Genomic DNA, 16,048 nt, shown 5'->3' on the forward strand with positions numbered 1-16,048 from the left:
GCCCTTGGCGGCTCCGCGGCGACTGGCCTGCCGCGACGAGGCCCGGACCGCGCTACGCGTCGGCCCCCAGCCGCTGGCTGATGACGGTGGAGACGCCGTCGCCCCGCATGGTGACGCCGTACAGGGCATCAGCGACCTCCATGGTGCGCTTCTGGTGGGTGATGACAATGAGCTGGCTGGACTCCCGGAGTTCCTCGAAGATGGTGATGAGCCTGCCCAGGTTGGTGTCGTCAAGGGCGGCCTCCACTTCGTCCATCACGTAGAAGGGTGAGGGGCGGGCCTTGAAGATCGCCACCAGCAGGGCAACGGCGGTGAGGGACCGTTCTCCGCCGGAGAGCAGTGACAGCCGCTTGATCTTCTTGCCTGCCGGTCGCGCCTCGACGTCGATGCCGGTGGTGAGCATGTCCGAAGGGTCGGTGAGGACCAGCCGTCCCTCGCCGCCGGGAAAGAGCCGTTCGAAGACCCTGACGAACTGCGCCGAGGTGTCCTCGAACGCCTCGGTGAAGACGCGCTGGACGCGAAGGTCCACTTCCTTGATGATGTCCAGCAGGTCCTTGCGGCTTGCCTTCAGGTCCTCAAGCTGGGTGCTGAGGAACTGGTGGCGTTCCTCCAGGGCAGCGAATTCCTCGAGTGCCAGCGGGTTTACCTTGCCCAGGCTGGCGAGGTCGCGTTCGGCTTTCCTGAGCCGCTTTTCCTGCTCTAACCGGTCGAAAGGTTTTCCTTCCCGGATCTCTTCCCCGGCGGCGTCCACCGGGGCGCGCAGGGCAGCCCATTTGTCCCCGCTCTCCTCTGCAGGAACCGGCACAGGCACGTGCGGTCCGTAGTCGCTGACCAGGGCGTCCGGAGTGATGCCGAGTTCATCCACCGAGCGGGTTTCCAGCGCCTCGATCTGTGCACGCTGCCGGGCGCGGGCCAGCTCGTCGCGGTGCACGTTGTCAGTAAGCTCGGCGAGTTCCCGGGCCAGCGCATCATTGGTACTCCTGACGTCCTTCAGGCCCTGCTCGCGCAGCTCACGGTTCTCTTCGGCGCGGTCCCGTTCAGTTGCGGCAATTGCGACGGAAACATCCACGTGGCGGAGCGCGGCCTCGACTGCGGCCACGACTGCCGCTGCCCGCCGGGCCTGGACGCGCCTGCGCCTGGCGCGTTCGGCTGCCTCCTCCCGGGCTCGGCGCTCGGTGGCAGCCGCGCGTTCCAGCGATGCGACGCGGTTCCGGGTGGCGGACAGCTGCTCTTCGGCGCTGCGCAGCGCCAGCCTCGCCTCCACCTCGGCGGCCCGGGCGGCGGATGCCTCCCGGGCGAGGACGTCACGGTGTTCGGTGGACGGTTCCTGCTCCACCGGTGCCTCCTGGGCCGCGGCAAGGCGGGCGGCGACGGCCGTGAGTGCTTCCTGTTCCGCCGCAACGTTGGCCTCGGCCCTGGCGAGCGACGCGGCAAGCCGGTCGCTTTCGCCGGCGGCGCTGCGGAGGACGGAGTTTAGGTGGCCCAGCCGTTCCGCGACGGCGGCAAGCCGGGCATCCGACTCGTGCAGCCGGTCGAGGGCGGCGTCGGCCCGTTCCTGTGCTTCGGCGCGCCGCGCTTCGGCGCGGGCCAGGGCGAACCTGTTCTGCTCGATGGCCGCCGTCACGGCCGAAAGCTGCCTTGCGGCGTCGTCGACGGCGGCCTGGACCTCCAGCAGCGACGGCGCCTTGGCTGAGCCTCCCGTGGCAGAGACGGAGGTGAGGATGTCACCGGCCCGGGTCACGGCAGTGATCTGCGGCCAGCGGGATGCCAGTGCAATTGCCGCTGAGACATCTTCGACAATCGCAGTCGCGGACAGCATATGCCTGGCCACGCTTAGGCTGGGGCCACTGCCGTCAATCAAGTCGCCGGCCCACTGGGCTCCGGCAGGCAGGCTGTCCGCGCTCCTGCCCTCCCCGGCTTCGGCAGCGGACTGGAGCAGCAGGGAGGCGCGGCCGGCGTCGTCGTCCTTGAGCAGCTGCAGGACGGTGGCCGCGGTTTCGGCGTCCCGCACCAGCACAGCATCGGAGGCCTCCCCGAGAGCCGCCGCGATGGCGGTCTCGTATCCCGGCTCCACCGCCAGTTCCCCGGCGACACTGCCTTCGACGCCGGCGACGCCGGACTGCAGGATGTGCCGTGCACCATCCTTGCGGTCCAGGCCCAGCTTGAGCGCATCCCTGCGCGCCGTAAGGGCATCACGCTTGCGGATGCCCTCATTGACCTCGGACTTGAGGCGGGCAATGTTTTCAAGGACAGCCTCCAGCGCGGCACTGGCGTCCTCATAGTCGGCGTCGAGCGATTCCTCGCCCTCTTCAACTCCCGCCACCTGGTTTTCCAGCGCGGTGAACTCTTCCTGGGCGCGGGCACGGCGTTCCACCCCGGCCGCGAGCGATTCCCGCAACCTGCCGAGTTCGGCCTGTGCGGATTCCACCCGCGACCTGGCTGCCGCCACCTGCCCGGCCAGCCGGGCCAGGCCCTCCCGCCGGTCAGCTGCGGCACGCAGCTGGGCCGTGAGCCGCTGGTCTTCCGCGGCGGCGGCCTGCTCGGCCCCGGCTTTTGCCGACGTGGCCGCTTCCAGCGCACTCCGCCGGTCCACAATCGTCCGCTCGAGTTCGGCCAGTTCCTCCCGCACCCGGGCAGCCTGCCGTTCCAGCTGTTCCGGGTCCCGGCCGGAGGCGGGCGCGGCATCAGCTGAGCCGAGCAGGCGGCTGCGTTCGCGGGCCAGTGACCCGAGCGAGCGGAGCCGCTCCCGGGCCGCGGACAACTGGTACCAGGTGTCCCTGGCTGCGTTGAGCCTGGGCGTGGCTTCTGCTGCCAGCTGCTCCAGTGCTGCCTGCTGTCGCCGGCCGGCCTCCAGCTCCTGTTCAACGACGCCCCGCCGTGCCTTGAGGGCGGCTTCGTCCGCGACGTCCTGTTCCAGGGCGAGCTGCAGCTGGACCAGGTCGTCGGCCAGAAGGCGGGCCCGTGCGTCGCGGACGTCGAACTGGACGCGCTGGGCGCGCCGGGCCACCTCGGCCTGCTTGCCGAGCGGTGTGAGCTGGCGCCGGAGTTCGGCGGTCAGGTCCGTGAGGCGCTGGAGGTTCGCCTGCATCGCTTCCAGCTTGCGGACGGTCCGCTCCTTGCGGCGCCGGTGCTTGAGGATGCCGGCGGCCTCCTCGATGAAACCACGCCGGTCCTCCGGTGTGGCGTGCAGGACCCGGTCCAGCTGCCCCTGGCCCACAATCACATGCATTTCCCGGCCGAGCCCAGAATCGGAGAGCAACTCCTGGATATCCAGCAGGCGGCACGATGCCCCGTTGATGGCGTACTCAGACCCGCCGGTCCTAAAGAGCGTGCGGGAAATGGTGACTTCGCTGTATTCGATGGGCAGGGCGCCGTCGGAATTGTCGATAGTGAGGGACACGTGTGCCCGGCCCAGGGGAGGCCGGCCCGCCGTGCCGGCAAAGATGACGTCCTCCATCTTGCCGCCGCGAAGGGTCTTGGCGCCCTGCTCCCCCATGACCCAGGCCAGGGCGTCCACCACATTGGACTTGCCGGAACCGTTGGGGCCGACTACCGCAGTGACCCCCGGCTCAAAGTCGAAGGTGGTTGCGGACGCAAAGGACTTGAACCCCCGGACGGTGAGGCTTTTGAGGTGCAAGGCGTTTCGGATCTCCTCGGTGGCTGCAGCTGCTGCTTGGCACACCCAAATTTACTGGGTTCGGGGCCAAAGTCCCGGATTCCCGCGGTTGTCTTGTGGATACCGCAGTCAGTCCCGGGTGCAGTCAGTTACCAGCGTCCGTTGCGCGGGCGGGGCTGGCAGACCGGGCAGGTGTGGGATGAGCGGTTCATGAACTGCTCCCGGCGGATGGTGGCATGGATTCCTGCCGCGGCGCACCGCTTGCACGGCTCCCCTTCGCGGCCGTAGGCGTTCAATGACCGGTCGAAGTAGCCGGACGCACCGTTGACGTTGACGTAGAGGGAGTCGAAGCTGGTTCCGCCGGCAGCAAGGGCTTCGAGCATGACCGTGCGGGCACTTTCCACGACTCTTTCGGCCTCGGCCCTCCGCAGGGTGTCCGTGGGCCGGGCATAGTGCAGCCGCGCAGCCCACAGGGCTTCGTCAGCGTAGATATTGCCGATACCGGAGACCAAGCCCTGGTCCAGCAGCGCCCGCTTGAGCCCGGTTCTACGCTTGCGCAGGCGGCGGTAGAAAAGATCGAAGGAGAAGGCCGGGTCCAGCGGATCCCTGGCAATGTGCGCTGCCTCTTCCGCAATCAGTGCAAGGGGGGACTCGGCAAGACCGCCTGGACCGCCGTCGTCCGTGGGGACCATCGCCGTGACGAACAGTCCGCCGAAAATCCGCTGGTCTACGAAACGCAGCTGTGACGGCATGCCGTCACAGCTGCTGAGCCGGAAGCGGACCTTGAGGTGCTTTTCGTCCGGCACGTCCCGGTCCTGCATCAGGAGCTGGCCACTCATGCCAAGATGCGCCATCAGCGCCACCGCCGGGATGTCACCACTTCCAGGCGTTTGCCCGCCTTTGAGACGCGAGCTCTCCAGCAGCGGCATCCACAGGAACTTGCCCCGGCGCACGACGTCCGCCACCAGGGCACCCTCAAGATTGCCGATGAAATCTTCGGTTCCCAGGGCATGGCGGCGGATGGAACGCGGGTCCAGGACGTCGACGGCTTCGATGGTACGGCCGCGGACCCAGCTCACCAGGCCGCGGCGCACCACTTCCACCTCGGGCAGTTCGGGCATGCGCTACTTCGCTGCTACGGAACCAGCTGACGTGCCGGACGCGTCGGTGGATTTGGCTCCGGAGAGGAGACGCCAGGCATCGGCGGCGGCTTCCTGCTCCGCTTCCTTCTTCGAGTGGCCGGCGCCCTTGCCATAGGCCGTCCCGCCAATGTTCAGGACAGCCGTGAAGGTGCGGGCATGGTCCGGGCCGGCACCGTCCACAGCGTAGTGGATGGTTCCCAGCTGCCGGCTTGCCGCAAGCTCCTGGATGCTGGTCTTCCAGTCGGTACCGGCGCCCAGTACGGCAGCGTCCTTCAGCAGCGGACCGATCAGCCGCATGACCAGCTGGCGGGCGGTCTCGATGTCATTGGACACGTACGTGGCACCGATCAGCGCTTCCATGGTGTCGGCCAGGATTGACGCTTTGTTTTTGCCTTCGGTGAGCTTTTCGCCCTGTCCAAGGTAGATGTAGTCGCCGATGCCGAGGCTGCGCCCGATATTTGCCAGGGCGCGGGTACTCACCACTGCGGACCGCCGCTTTGCCAGGTCCCCTTCAGGAAGGTCCGGGTTGTCCCGGTAGAGGGCATCCGTCACGGAGAATCCCAGGATGGAGTCACCCAGGAATTCGAGCCGTTCATTTGTGGGAATGCCGCCGTTCTCGTAGGCGTAGGAACGGTGTGTCAGCGCAAGACGAAGCGTCCCGGCGTCAATAGTGACACCGAGACGCTTCAGAAGCTCTTCAATTGAAGACATCTGGTCAGCCTGAGTGGCCGATTAGACGTCAGCGACCTTGCGGCCCTTGTACTCAAGGAACAGCGCAGTGCCAGCAGAGTCGGTAACGACCTTCGCCTGGTGCGGCAGGCTGTAAGTAACCTGGCCGTTCTCAACGGTCTTCACCAGGTGGGGGGCGGTCGCCTTCCACTGCGAGCGGCGGGCGCGGGTATTCGAGCGAGACATTTTCCGCTTGGGAACAGCCACGGCTAACTCATTTCTCTCTAGACAAACACGTACAAATCAATTTTGCCGGTCAGGCTTAGCCATATCAGCTAGGGCAGCCCAGCGAGGATCAATGACCTCGTGGTGGTGCCCCGGCTCGTCTTCCAGGCGAACTCCGCATTCGGAGCAAAGGCCCTGGCAGTCTTCCCGGCACACCGGCTGGAACGGCAGCATGGTAACAACCGCGTCCCGCAACACCGGTTCAAGATCGATTAGATCGTGCTCGACTCGACGTTGCTCTTCATCATCTTCTTCGTCCGAAAGCTGAGCGCCTTCGTAGAAGAAAAGTTCTTGCACATTGACCTCCAGGTCATACGCAAGGGGATCCAGGCATCGGCCGCATTCACCAGATACTTCGGTGAGGGCGGTTCCTGATACCAGAATTCCTTCGTGTACGGCCTCAAGCCTCAGATCCAGCTCGACATCCGAGCCTTCCTGAACACCAATGAGCGGCACACCAAGATCACTTGGTGCGGGTACATGTTCATTCAGCGTCCGCATGCTTCCCGGGCTGCGACCGAGATCCTTGACATCGAACACCAAGGGCGAACCAGCATCTCTTTTAATGAGAACTCCTGTTGAACATATGACCGACGTACTATTTTAGCCTGAAGAATCCCGGGGACTCAAACCGGGGTGCCGGCGGGCTGGAAGTACCGGACTAGCCTACCGCCTGGGCTGTTGATCCTGCGCAGGCTCGCCAGCAAGCATCCGCCGCTGCACCGATCTGGGCACATAGTCGGACACGTTGCCGCCCAGGCCGGCCACTTCCTTGATAAGGGTGGATGACAGGTGGACATAGTGGGCCTCGGCGGGCAGGAACACGGTCTCCACACCGCTGAGCTGGCGGTTCATGGTGGCCATGGGCAGCTCATAGTCGAAATCGGAGGACGACCTTAGCCCCTTCACGATCGCGGAAACACCACGCTGGCGGCAGTACTCGGCCAGCAAACCCTCCCCCACCGGCTCAACAACGATCCCTTTGAGCGAGGCCAGGGTTTCCCGGGCCATCTCCAGCCTCTCGTCCAGGGTGAACCTGTACTTCTTGGCGTAATTCGTGGAGATGGCCACGATGACTTCGTCAAAGAGCCCGGCCGCCCGCGCAATAACCTCAAGATGGCCGTTGTGGATGGGGTCGAAGGATCCTGGGCAGACAGCTCGTCTCATGCTCCGAACCTACCCCATTAAAAGCCCGGGATAACATGACTGGATGCATCCTCGACGGGAACATTCCCCAGCTCCTGCCCCATGGCAGCGCACGGCCCTCGGCGCCAATCTCCTGGCGCCCGACGGCGGCCTGGGCGTAACGATCTTCGAGGAAATGACCGGCTTGGCGGTCCGGACGGGCGCAATCAACCTGGGCCAGGGCTTTCCGGACGAGGACGGGCCGCTGGAAATCCGCGAGGCGGCACGCGCTGCCATCAGTTCAGGAGCAAACCAGTACGCCCCGGGCAAGGGAATCCCGCTGTTGCGGGAAGCTGTGGCAGCCCACCAGGAGCGCTTCTACGGCCTGGCTCCGGACCCCGAAACAGAGGTGCTTGTCACCACCGGAGCCACCGAAGGCATCGCGGCGTCCCTCCTGGCCTTTGCCGGCCCCGGTGACGAAGTGCTCACCCTCGAACCCTTTTACGATTCTTACGGTGCGGTGATTGGCCTCGCGGGTGCCACCCATGTGACCGCACCGCTCGTGGCGCCGGACTTCCTCCCGGACATGGCCGCCCTCGAAGCAGCGTTCAGTGAACGGACCCGGGTTGTGCTGCTCAACAATCCCCACAATCCCACCGGGGCCGTCTTCCCACGGAGCGTCCTGCAGCGGATTGTGGAGCTGGCCCGGAAGTACGACAGCATCATCATCACGGACGAGGTTTATGAGCACCTGACGTTCGGCGTCAGCCACATCCCGGTCGCCGGCCTTCCGGGGGCAGCAGAGCGGACCATCACCATCTCCTCGGCCGGAAAGACCTTTTCGCTCACCGGCTGGAAAGTGGGCTGGCTTTCCGGGCCGGCAGACCTGGTGGCGGCAGCGCGGACCGTGAAGCAATTCCTTACGTACAGTTCCGGGACGCCCTTCCAGGCGGCCATTGCCGCCGGCCTGGCCCTGCCGGATGCCTTTTACACGGGCATCGCCGCTGAGCTGGAGCACAAGCGGGACATTCTTAGTGCCGGGCTGCGCGCCGCCGGCTTTGAGGTCTTCTCCCCGCAGGGCACCTACTTCGTCAACGTGGACACAGCCCCCCTGGGCATCACGGACTCGGTGGACCTTGCCAGGCGGCTGCCTGCCCTGGTGGGCGTGGCGGCCATACCGGTCCCGGTGTTCTGCCACCCGGAAGGAGCGGAACGGACGCGCAGCCTGCTCCGGTTTGCCTTCTGCAAGAAGACCGCCGTGCTTGAGGAAGCAGCCGGAAGGCTGGCCACCCTGGGCGAAAAGCTCTGATGTCCGCCGAGAACACCGGCCATGCCACCAGGTTCCTGCGCAGCACGGGCCAGCACGCCGCCATTCATCCGGACAGTTTCACAACGGGCAGCTATGTGTTGAGCATTGGCGGCGCCGAGCAGTCCCACGTCAACCTTGGCCACCCGGAAGAGATTTTCTACGAGTACCTCCGCAGGATCGGGCACCTGGTGGACCTTTCAGCCCCTCCGGGAGAGCCGATTCGGGCGTTGCACCTGGGCGCCGGAGCGCTGACGCTGGCCCGCTACATCCAGGCCACCCGGCCCGGGTCAGTGCAATATGCGGTGGAACTGGAGCGGGAACTGCTCGATTTTGTCCTGCGTCAGCTTCCGCTTCCGGACGGAACGGACCTTCACACCATCACCGGGGATGCCAGGGACGCCCTGGGGGAACTGGACCCTGGGCTTACCTTCGACGTCATCATCCTCGACATTTTTTCCGGGCCCGAAGCCCCCACCCATCTTGCCTGCGCGGGCTTTTACCGTGAAGCGCGGGAGAAGCTGGGCCCGGAGGGTGTGCTGGTGGTCAACGTCGGTGACGAGCCGGGACTGACGCTGGTGCGCAGCCAGGTAACCGCAATGCGGCAGGCGATGGCCGACGTCGCTGCCGTCGCCGAAGCGGGCATGTTCGAGGGCCGGTACCCGGGCAACATCATCCTGGCAGGCACGCAGATGCCATGGCCAAGGGAATGGTCCTTGGAACTTGTGGCCCGTGGCCCCCACCCCGCCAGGGTGTTGGCCGGAGTGGACCTCGACCCCCTGGCGGGCTAACGCCTATTGGGTTTGCCCCTCCGACTCTGCCGCCTCGGGAATGTCCTCGCCGGCAATCGCGTCCGGCACATACGGCTCGGCAAACCACAGCCTGGTTTCGCCGTATTTCTTTTCCGCGAACCGCGCCAAACTGCCGGGCCATCCAGGCTCCGGGGAACGGGATGAGCGTTCCACCACCACCACCGCCGCCGGCGCGAGATGCGGGGCCAGTTTCTCCAGCACAGCGGACAACGCCACCTCCTCAAGGGGATACGGCGGGTCCAGGAAAACCAGGTCCCAGCTTGCGGACGGCGCGGCACGGTCCAGGAACGGCTCAACCTTGGACCGGTGCACCGTTACCGCTTTGCGCCCCAGGACCCCGTTGAGGAGGTCCGCGTTCCGCTGGCAGACGGCGCTTGCCTTGGCCTCGGATTCCACCAGGTCCACGGACTGGGCGCCCCGGCTGCCGCTTTCGATTCCCAGCGAACCGGAGCCTGCGTAAAGGTCCAGCACCCGGGAGCCGGATATGACGTCGAAAGCGTCAAGGCGGGAAAACAGTGCTTCCTTGACGCGGTCCGTGGTGGGGCGGGTCAAGGAGCCGGGAACCGCTGACAGCGGGGTGCCGCCGGCGGCACCGGCTATGATCCGGCTCATTCTGGCCTCCTTGCTCCACCGGCGTATCCGGCTCCCCTGTTATCCGCGTTCAAGGAACGCCTCCTTCTCCGGGTTGAGGTACTTCTCGATGGCATCCGCCAGTTCAGGGTGGCGGGACAGGAAGGGGTCCGCGGCCACAATGTCCTGCGCGTCCTCCCGGGCGCGTGCGATGACGTCCTCGTGCTCCAGGACACGCAGCAGCTTCAGGGTGGAACGCCCGCCGGACTGGGAAGCTCCCAGGATGTCACCTTCACGGCGGAGCTTCAGGTCCTCCTGTGACAGGACGAAGCCGTCGGTTGTCGCGGCCACCGCTTCCAGCCTCCGCCGGCTGGGATGGCCGGGCTCGAGTGCCGTGACCAGCAGGCAGGTGCCGGGCAGGCCTCCGCGGCCCACCCGGCCGCGGAGCTGGTGCAGCTGGGAGATGCCGAACCGGTCGGCATCGAGGATGACCATCAGCGTTGCATTGTGGACGTCCACGCCCACCTCGATCACGGTGGTTGAGACCAGCAGTTTGACGGTGTTGTCCACGAACCCGGCCATCGTTGCCGATTTCAGCTCGGGGTCCTGGCGGCCGTGCAGCGGAGCCAACGGCACCCCTGACAGGGAGGGTTCACCCTGCAGGTGTTCGACGACGCCTGTCACCGAGGCGAGTTCCCGCTGGCTTTCCTCCGTGTCGAGGCCAGGTGGTTCCGCCTCTCCGGGGCTGAAGTCGCCGTCGTCGTCGGTGCCGATCTTGGGACAGACGACGTAGACCTGGTGGCCGGCGTCGACCTCCTCGCGCGCGCGGGCCCAGATCCGGCCGGCCCACGCAGGGTTTTCCGCGAGGCCCACCAGGTGCGTGGTGATGGGCGCCCGGCCCTTGGGCAGTTCGTCAAGGGTGGACGTTTCCAGGTCCCCGAAGACGGTCATGGCCACCGTTCGGGGAATCGGAGTGGCAGTCATGACCAGCAGGTGCGGCGGTTTCCGGGCTTTGGCGCGGAGTGCGTCGCGCTGCTCGACGCCGAACCGGTGCTGCTCGTCCACCACGATCAGGCCGAGGTCGTAGAAGGACACATTATCGCTGAGCAGGGCGTGGGTGCCGATGACGATCCCGGCCGTTCCGGACGCGGCGTCCAGCATTGCCTGCCTGCGGGCGGCCGTCGGCATAGACCCCGTGAGCAGGGTGACCTGTACGGATGCGTCGTCCCCGCCGCCCAGCAGGCCATCCCTGGACAGCGGGCCAAGGGTGCGGCGGATGGAATCATAATGCTGCGCGGCAAGCACTTCGGTGGGGGCCAGGAGGGCCGCCTGTCCCCCGGCGTCGACCACCTGCAGCATGGCACGCAGCGCCACCACCGTCTTGCCGGATCCCACCTCACCCTGAAGCAACCGGTTCATGGGGACATCGCTGGCCAGCTCGCCAGCCAGCGTCTTGCCCACAGCGGCCTGGCCGTCGGTCAGGGTGAAGGGGAGGCTGCGGTCGAACGCTGCGCGTACCCCGTCAGGACGGGGCCGCCGCGCGGTGGCCTCCTCCGACGCCAGCTGGGCCCTGCGCCGGGCCAGCGCCGCCTGCAGGACCAGCGCTTCCTGGTACCGGAGCCGCTCCCGCGCCTGCTTCCAGTCCGCGGCCGATTCGGGTGCATGGATCAGCCGGTACGCCTGGTGGAGGGGCAGGAAGCCCTCCCTTTCAGCCACGGCCGGTGGAACGGGGTCCGGCAGTGAGGCGAGGTCCGCTGTCTCCAGCAAGGCGGCGACCACCTTCTGGATCTTCCAGCTCGGAAGCTTTGCCGTTGCGGGATAGACGGGGATGGGCATGGCGGCCAGCTTGCCGGCGTCCTGCCCGCCGGTGGAAAACGGCTCCTCGTCCAGGACGTGGTAGTCGGGGTTAGTCAGGCCCAGGGATCCCTTGAAGCTGGTGACCTTGCCCGAGAACAGGGCCCTCCTGCCCGGCAGCAGTTCAGCCTTGGCCCGGTAACCGTTGAAAAAGCTGATCTTGAGCGTACCCGGGACTTTCCCCCGGTAGTCGGTGCCGCCCACAACGCGCAGCCCGGACTGGCCGTCGTCGTCGGAAATGACGACGTCGGTGATGGTTCCCTTCCGGGCGCGCATGGTCCGGGTACTGCTGGAGAGCACCCGTGCGATCAGGGTGACGTCCTCATCGAGCGGAATGTCGCTGATGGGCGTCAGTTCGCCGCGGGTCAGGTAGCGGCGTGGAAAGTAGTTCAGCAGCTCCTCGACCGTGGTGATGCCCAGGTGCTTTTCGATGACGGCGGCGGAACGTTTGCCGATGCGCCGTTCCAGGGCCAGGTCCAGCTCAGCGTTCATGCCCGGCGGTGTTGACTGCGTCGGCGTCGGGGTCCCTCGGCAGCGCGAGTTCACTGATGCTGATCTGCGAGGGTTCGCCGAGGGACCGGATGATGGCGACGGCAGGATCCGGATTCGGCACGTGGACGTGGACCCGCCAGCGGTAGTTCCCGCCCGCGTCGGCGCCGCTGCCCACCTGGCTCATGATGACGGATTCCCCGATTTCGTCCAGTCGCTGCCGGAGGGTGGCGGCGTTCAGCGGGGACAGGCTGATGGTGCACATGACCTCCACGCCGTCGTCGTCCGGCATGTCGGCATGGATGTGGGGGTCCGCGACGTCGTAGCCGTGAAGGCCGTCCAGAAGTTCGCTCTGCAGCTCCACTCCCATGACCGCGGAGCGGAGGCAGTCAAGGATCAGGAGCATGCCGACGCCGCCGGCATCCACAACGTGCGCGGTGGTCAGGGCATCGAGCTGGTCCTCCGTCTGGATAACCGCTGCGAGCGCCCCCTCAACGGCGGCATCCAGGGCCAGGCCCAGGGCATGGTTGCTGTCATCTCCGTTCTGCCCGGCGTCGACTGCAGCCGCTGCGCGCGCCGCGGCTTCCATGACGGAGAGCATGGTGCCCGGCACGGGGTCGCTCAAGGCGGACCAGGCGCGGATCTGGGCCCGGTTCAGGGCCGCAGCCAGAAGGGTGGAGGTCAGCCGGGTGTGGCCCTCCAGCGGCTCTGCCGCGGCGCAAAGGAATACGGAGAACAGCGTCCCGGAATTGCCCCTTGCCTCTTCAAGGGCAGCCTGCCCTGCGGTGGACAGGACGGCACCAACGTCCATCTGCGCCGGCTGGTCCGCGCCGGCGGCGAGGGAGTGCGCTGCTGCCCGGACGGTCAGGTACAGGTTGGTGCCGGTGTCCCCGTCTGCCACGGGGAAAATATTGATGGCGTTCAGGCGGTCGCTGTGGTTGCCCAGGGCAGTTTCAGCCTTACCCAGCCACCTCTTCATCGCTTGCGCGTTGGCGGCAACCTTAGTGTGCAAAGTGATCCCATCCCCCGGTGTCCGCGGACCGGCCCGCAATCCTGACGCCCGGAACCTCGTTGATTCCCAGTGCTTGTACCGAGCCTATCGCAGTGAATCCGGGAGGCAGCTGAATGCCGGACGGGAATGTGGCAAGCAGCCCGTGGTCCTCCCCGCCGCTGAGGATCCATTCCTTGGCATCGACTCCGAGCAGCTCTGCGGCCGGCTGCAGGACGGATGCCAGCCGCACCAGTTGCTTTGGGTCGAGGTCAACAGCCACCTGGCTGGCAACCGCCAGCCGGCTGCCATCGCGGACCAGTCCGTCCGAAACGTCCAGCATGGCGCTGGCCCCGGCAGTCCTGGCAGCAGGACCGGCCGACAGTGGAGGCCGCGGCCGGCATTGCAAATCGAGGAACACCCGCTGTTCCGGGCTGATACGGTCCACGGGTACCTCCGATTCGAGCAGCGCGAGGCCCGCAGCAGCGTGGCCTGCCGTGCCTGCCAGCGCCAGGACATCGCCGGGCCGCGCACCGGAACGCAGGACCGCGGCGCCGCCGTCGAGCGTTCCCAGGACGGCCACCGTAACGGAGATTTCCCGCCCCCGGCCCAGGTCGCCTCCGGCAACCGAGCAGCGGCCTGCACCGAGTTCCCGGATCCCCGCGGTGAGCCCGTCCGCCAGGTCCTCAACCCAGCTGACCGGGGTGTCCGGCGGCAGCGTAAGGCTTACCACCATGGATGTTGCGGTTGCCCCCATGGCGTTGATGTCGCTGAGGTTCTGCGCTGCTGCCTTCCACCCCACGTCGTAGCCGGTGGTGCGGTAGCCGTTGGCCCAGGCAAGGCGGAAATCCTGGTCCTCGACCTGGGTATCGATGCTGATGACGGTTCGTCCGTCGGGTACGGCAAGCACCGCCGCGTCATCCCCCGGGCCAAGGAGTGTGGCCTCGGTGTGCCGGTTGTCCATGGCAAGCCTGGGAAAGATCCTGGCCAGCAGTTCGGCCTCGGACAGTCCGGCCACGACCGGCTGCCGTTCCGGGCTGCCGGGCTCCAGGATAAAGGAGTCCGGAGGTACAGGACCGGCGCTGCTCCCGCCGGCGGGAATGGATTCACTGTTGCTCAGGGGCTTTTCAGGCACGGCACTACGCTACAGCGCGGCCCTGACAATGGGTGCCTTCGGGCCGCCCACCTACCGGCCGGACAGCACCCGGCACGGAACGGCCACCTGCCAGGTGGCGGGCGTCACCGCGATGACAGCCTCGGCCAGCGAGGGGTCAGCCGTACACTGTGCGGCGGCAGCCTGGACCCCGGTTGTCCACTCGGGCCCGGTCTGCCTGGCAGGCGTTGCCTCGAAATAGCTGGTGGACAGGAAAACCGCCATCAGGACAGGAGCCAGGTACCTGGCCCGGTTGCGCCCGATGACCCCCCTGTCCTCAGCCACGGCGCAGGCCATGGGCACCAGGGCAAGCAGGAACATGGAAGGCGTAACCGCATAGCGGAAGAACGTGAAGCCGGACAGCCAGTCGTCCTTCGAGAAGTTCGCGAAATCGAATTCCGGTGAGGGATTGAGCACCGTGGCGGCCGCCCAGCAGGCCGCGGCAGCGCCCGCCGCATACAGGGCTGCAACTTTCCAGCGGGCGCGCCCGTAGACGGCGATGTAGGTGAGCAGCCCGAGAATGATGATGGAGGGGACAACGACGGCAAAGCCACCGAAAGTCACGACGTTCAGCGCCATCCTGCCGGCGTCCTGTTCCCAGATCGAGCCGACCGCCTGCAGGATAAATCCGTAGATGACGGACAATGGCTGCATGGAGTCCAGGCGGGGCGTTTCCGCGTAGCGGGGATCCGCGACCGTCGCCAGCAACTGGAGCCCGATGCCGGCAACCAAGGCCAGCGGGGCCGCATAGTTCCGCCTTTTCACCAGTGACCACAGGGCCAGGGGCAGGAAGATACCCACGATGATCTCGGTGGTGGCGGCGGCCAGGGTGGCAACAAAAAGCCCGGCACGCCCCACCCATCCACGCGGCTCGTAAACCAGCAGCCATGGGCAGAGCCAGAGCAGGTACCAGTGCAGGTTGGCAACGTTCCCCAGGACTTCAAGGGGGCCCAGGGGGACCAGGACCGGGATCAGGGCCAGCATCAGGCGGTAGCTCCGGTGGGGGAAAATCTGCGCGGACAAGAAGTAGGTGGCCACGGAAACTGCGGCCACCACCACGCAGCTCAGGAAGGAGACAAGGGTGGCATAGGCGTCGATTGGAGCGGCCGTATAGGCAATGCCGGAAACAATCCGCGGGATGGTGTGCAGGTAGCCCGCGTAGGGGTCGGTGATGCTTTGCCAGGCACCGATGGACATCGTGTCGGCCAGGAAGACTGCCGCGTCCTCGGCCCAGAGCGTGCCACGGGTCACTTCCGGAAGCCGGAACCATGCGAGGAAGCCCAGGCCCGCGACGGCGGCAAGCACACCCGCTGCCCTGATGCTGCGTGCGCGGATGGGCCGGGATGTCTTTGCTTCTGGATCCAGCCTGTGGGATGGCACAGCAACAGCGGTATTTTTCATGATGAAGCCAGCTTATAAGGGCGCGTAAGCAACAGGGCACTTCGGCAGCCGGGCGCTGTCAAGAGGGAACAGCCGGGCGATTGGTCTTGCCACGCGCAAGCCGGGATGATGGAAAAATGCACCGCCCCACGCCTTCCCTGCCCGTCCGTGCCGCCAGGATTGCACTGGTTGGAGCACTTGCCGCTTTCTCCCTGGCCGGGTGTTCCCCTGCCGTGGACGTCACAGCCGCCAAGGATGCTGCCAATCCGGCCTGCGCCCCCATGATGGTGTCACTGCCGGATGCGATTGGAGAAGCGCAGTTGCGGAAGACCAACAGCCAGGGAACCGCGGCATGGGGCGACCCGTCCCTGGTCATCCTGCGCTGCGGTGTCAATGTGCCAGGGCCGACGACAGACCGGTGCGTGACCGTGAACGGCATTGACTGGGTCATCAAGGAGGGCGACCCGGTGTGGACACTGACAACCTATGGCCGTGAACCGGCCACCGAGATCCTCATGGATCCTGACAAGATCAGTTCGGCCACGGTCCTCGCTGACCTTGCCACATCGGCCGGAAAAATCCCTGCCACCCGGAACTGCGTTGGCCAGGAAGAGCTGCAGGACCTGCCGCAGAGCCAATAGGAAGGCCCCTCCGGAATA

Annotated in this window: 14 protein-coding genes; 3 read left to right on the forward strand and 11 right to left on the reverse strand. The window is 66.4% G+C overall.

Features of this window, described 5'->3' with window-relative positions; genetic code table 11:
* Positions 1–52 precede the first annotated feature (52 nt).
* The 6 genes from smc to coaD form a co-directional block, all read right to left on the reverse strand.
* Complete coding sequence (smc, locus tag AC5RU7_RS00720) at positions 53–3,637, reverse strand: chromosome segregation protein SMC (protein ID WP_494051331.1); 3,585 nt, start codon at positions 3,635–3,637, stop codon at positions 53–55.
* A 128-nt stretch (positions 3,638–3,765) separates the two neighbouring features.
* Entirely contained in the window at positions 3,766–4,737 is a 972-nt protein-coding gene (mutM, locus tag AC5RU7_RS00725) for a bifunctional DNA-formamidopyrimidine glycosylase/DNA-(apurinic or apyrimidinic site) lyase (protein ID WP_494050686.1), read from the reverse strand.
* Between the two features lie 3 nt (positions 4,738–4,740).
* Positions 4,741–5,469: a ribonuclease III gene (gene rnc / locus AC5RU7_RS00730; RefSeq protein WP_494050687.1), complete on the reverse strand. Its 729-nt coding sequence runs from the start codon at positions 5,467–5,469 to the stop codon at positions 4,741–4,743.
* Positions 5,470–5,490: 21 nt separating this feature from the next.
* Positions 5,491–5,694, reverse strand: coding sequence for a 50S ribosomal protein L32 (gene rpmF, locus AC5RU7_RS00735; protein ID WP_009356569.1), 204 nt, complete (start codon positions 5,692–5,694; stop codon positions 5,491–5,493).
* A gap of 36 nt (positions 5,695–5,730) precedes the next feature.
* Complete coding sequence (locus tag AC5RU7_RS00740) at positions 5,731–6,255, reverse strand: YceD family protein (protein WP_494050688.1); 525 nt, start codon at positions 6,253–6,255, stop codon at positions 5,731–5,733.
* A 123-nt stretch (positions 6,256–6,378) separates the two neighbouring features.
* Positions 6,379–6,879 carry a pantetheine-phosphate adenylyltransferase gene (coaD, locus tag AC5RU7_RS00745; protein WP_494008560.1) on the reverse strand — a complete coding sequence of 167 codons (501 nt, stop codon included), beginning with the start codon at positions 6,877–6,879 and terminating at the stop codon, positions 6,379–6,381.
* Positions 6,880–6,922: 43 nt separating this feature from the next.
* Between coaD and AC5RU7_RS00750 the strand changes: the two genes are divergently transcribed.
* Together AC5RU7_RS00750 and AC5RU7_RS00755 are read left to right on the forward strand one after the other, a co-directional pair.
* Positions 6,923–8,146: an aminotransferase class I/II-fold pyridoxal phosphate-dependent enzyme gene (locus AC5RU7_RS00750; protein ID WP_494050689.1), complete on the forward strand. Its 1,224-nt coding sequence runs from the start codon at positions 6,923–6,925 to the stop codon at positions 8,144–8,146.
* Complete coding sequence (locus tag AC5RU7_RS00755) at positions 8,146–8,934, forward strand: spermidine synthase (protein WP_494050690.1); 789 nt, start codon at positions 8,146–8,148, stop codon at positions 8,932–8,934. Before AC5RU7_RS00750 ends, AC5RU7_RS00755 begins: the two co-directional genes overlap by 1 nt.
* 3 nt (positions 8,935–8,937) lie before the next feature.
* Here AC5RU7_RS00755 and rsmD read toward each other — a convergent pair whose 3' ends face one another.
* From rsmD to AC5RU7_RS00780, 5 genes are all read right to left on the reverse strand, one after another.
* The gene (gene rsmD / locus AC5RU7_RS00760; protein ID WP_494051332.1) at positions 8,938–9,594 is read right to left on the reverse strand and encodes a 16S rRNA (guanine(966)-N(2))-methyltransferase RsmD; all 657 of its coding nucleotides are present in this window, start codon (positions 9,592–9,594) and stop codon (positions 8,938–8,940) included.
* Between the two features lie 12 nt (positions 9,595–9,606).
* Positions 9,607–11,871, reverse strand: a complete 2,265-nt coding sequence (locus AC5RU7_RS00765; RefSeq protein ID WP_494050691.1) for an ATP-dependent DNA helicase RecG — start codon at positions 11,869–11,871, stop codon at positions 9,607–9,609.
* Entirely contained in the window at positions 11,861–12,847 is a 987-nt protein-coding gene (locus AC5RU7_RS00770) for a DAK2 domain-containing protein (protein WP_494051333.1), read from the reverse strand. The genes AC5RU7_RS00765 and AC5RU7_RS00770 overlap by 11 nt, the downstream gene beginning before the upstream one ends.
* A 22-nt stretch (positions 12,848–12,869) precedes the next feature.
* Entirely contained in the window at positions 12,870–13,907 is a 1,038-nt protein-coding gene (gene thiL / locus AC5RU7_RS00775; protein WP_494051334.1) for a thiamine-phosphate kinase, read from the reverse strand.
* A 135-nt stretch (positions 13,908–14,042) separates the two neighbouring features.
* Positions 14,043–15,410 carry a hypothetical protein gene (locus AC5RU7_RS00780; protein ID WP_494050692.1) on the reverse strand — a complete coding sequence of 456 codons (1,368 nt, stop codon included), beginning with the start codon at positions 15,408–15,410 and terminating at the stop codon, positions 14,043–14,045.
* A 116-nt stretch (positions 15,411–15,526) separates the two neighbouring features.
* Between AC5RU7_RS00780 and AC5RU7_RS00785 the strand changes: the two genes are divergently transcribed.
* A complete protein-coding gene (locus AC5RU7_RS00785) occupies positions 15,527–16,030 on the forward strand; it encodes a DUF3515 domain-containing protein (protein ID WP_494050693.1) in 504 nt (167 codons plus the stop codon).
* Positions 16,031–16,048 lie beyond the last annotated feature (18 nt).

The organism is Arthrobacter sp. K410C, assembly GCF_059090105.1.